The organism is Aquimarina agarilytica ZC1 (genome assembly GCF_000255455.1).
Taxonomy (GTDB): domain Bacteria; phylum Bacteroidota; class Bacteroidia; order Flavobacteriales; family Flavobacteriaceae; genus Aquimarina; species Aquimarina agarilytica.
On record NZ_JH621312.1, the window covers coordinates 1 to 2,500 of the forward strand.

Here is a 2,500-nt window from a genome sequence, read left to right on the forward strand (position 1 = left end):
CCTGATAGCGCCAATGGTACTGCAATCGTGGGAGAGTAGGTCGCCGCCTTTTTTGAAACCTTCATCAGGTTGCTGATGAAGGTTTTTTATTCTAAAGCAAAAAAAACCAAAAATATTCCTTGTGGGAATTAAAAAAGGTTTTATATTTGCAGCCGCTTTAAGCGGTAACTAAATTAAGGGACTGTGAGGTTTTTTAATTAACAAAAAAGAGTTCATTGACATATTGATTGACAGCGCGTATTATTAAGAGCTTATATCATTTCCATGCAAATGGGAATCTAGAGTAAGTGAAGATAATACCAAAAATAAGAATTAAGACTAGAATAGTCATTTTGAGAGCGATTAATAATTTCTGTTTTGTTGATATTGGTATTTTGATTAAAAAATATTTAAAGATTAACGATGAAGAGTTTGATCCTGGCTCAGGATGAACGCTAGCGGCAGGCTTAACACATGCAAGTCGAGGGGTAACATGAGTGCTTGCACTTGATGACGACCGGCGCACGGGTGCGTAACGCGTATAGAACCTACCTTTTACTGGAGAATAGCCCAGAGAAATTTGGATTAATGCTCCATAGTATTATTGAATGGCATCATTTAATAATTAAAGATTTATTGGTAAAAGATGGCTATGCGTTCTATTAGCTAGTTGGTAAGGTAATTTGGCATCGATTGATAATTAAAGATTTATTGGTAAAAGATGGCTATGCGTTCTATTAGCTAGTTGGTAAGGTAACGGCTTACCAAGGCAACGATAGATAGGGGTCCTGAGAGGGAGATCCCCCACACTGGTACTGAGACACGGACCAGACTCCTACGGGAGGCAGCAGTGAGGAATATTGGACAATGGAGGCAACTCTGATCCAGCCATGCCGCGTGTAGGAAGACTGCCCTATGGGTTGTAAACTACTTTTATATAGGAAGAAACCCTGTTACGTGTAACAGATTGACGGTACTATAAGAATAAGGATCGGCTAACTCCGTGCCAGCAGCCGCGGTAATACGGAGGATCCAAGCGTTATCCGGAATCATTGGGTTTAAAGGGTCCGTAGGCGGTTTAATAAGTCAGTGGTGAAAGTTTGCGGCTCAACCGTAAAATTGCCATTGATACTGTTAGACTTGAATTATTGTGAAGTGGTTAGAATAAGTAGTGTAGCGGTGAAATGCATAGATATTACTTAGAATACCGATTGCGAAGGCAGATCACTAACAATCAATTGACGCTGAGGGACGAAAGCGTGGGTAGCGAACAGGATTAGATACCCTGGTAGTCCACGCCGTAAACGATGGTTACTAGTTGTTTGGTTTTCGGACTGAGTGACTAAGCGAAAGTGATAAGTAACCCACCTGGGGAGTACGTTCGCAAGAATGAAACTCAAAGGAATTGACGGGGGCCCGCACAAGCGGTGGAGCATGTGGTTTAATTCGATGATACGCGAGGAACCTTACCAGGGCTTAAATGTAGATTGACAGGTTTAGAGATAGACTTTTCTTCGGACAATTTACAAGGTGCTGCATGGTTGTCGTCAGCTCGTGCCGTGAGGTGTCAGGTTAAGTCCTATAACGAGCGCAACCCCTGTTGTTAGTTGCCAGCGAGTGATGTCGGGAACTCTAGCAAGACTGCCGGTGCAAACCGCGAGGAAGGTGGGGATGACGTCAAATCATCACGGCCCTTACGTCCTGGGCCACACACGTGCTACAATGGTAGGGACAGAGAGCAGCCACTATGTGAATAGGAGCGAATCTATAAACCCTATCTCAGTTCGGATCGGAGTCTGCAACTCGACTCCGTGAAGCTGGAATCGCTAGTAATCGGATATCAGCCATGATCCGGTGAATACGTTCCCGGGCCTTGTACACACCGCCCGTCAAGCCATGGAAGCTGGGAGTACCTGAAGTCCGTCACCGTAAGGAGCGGCCTAGGGTAAAACTGGTAACTGGGGCTAAGTCGTAACAAGGTAGCCGTACCGGAAGGTGCGGCTGGAACACCTCCTTTCTAGAGCTTTGCCTATAAGGCAAACAATAATTAAGGTATCGATTAGAAATAGTTATTATGTTTTCTGATTGATTATTTTAGTCTTAAGCTGTCGATTAATAAATTAAGAAAAGAGAGAATAGAAAATAGAAAATAGAGTCTATGTTCTTTTATCTATGATCTATTGTCTTAAAAAATGACAGTCTCATAGCTCAGCTGGTTAGAGCGCTACACTGATAATGTAGAGGTCGGCAGTTCGAGTCTGCCTGAGACTACTTGTTTAGTACAGAGTATACAGTACAAAGTATTTAGAATGGTCTTAGTACTTAATACTGATTACTCAATACTAAAAAGAAGTTCATAAAAAAATATTGAAAAGGAAATTCTAGGAGTTAGCGTTCACGTTAAGAAAGTAGGAGTTAAGAATTCAATTATGAATTGATAAATAAGTTCATAAAAAAAAATATTGAAAAGGAAATTCTAGGAGTTAGCGTTCACGTTAAGAAAGTAGGAGTTAAGTTAAAG

Annotated in this window: 1 tRNA gene and 1 rRNA gene; both read left to right on the forward strand. The window is 41.7% G+C overall.

Features of this window, described 5'->3' with window-relative positions:
• Positions 1 to 399 precede the first annotated feature (399 nt).
• Positions 400 to 1,996 (forward strand): 16S ribosomal RNA (locus KQA_RS0217910).
• A gap of 180 nt (positions 1,997 to 2,176) precedes the next feature.
• Positions 2,177 to 2,250 (forward strand) — tRNA-Ile (locus tag KQA_RS0217915).
• Positions 2,251 to 2,500 lie beyond the last annotated feature (250 nt).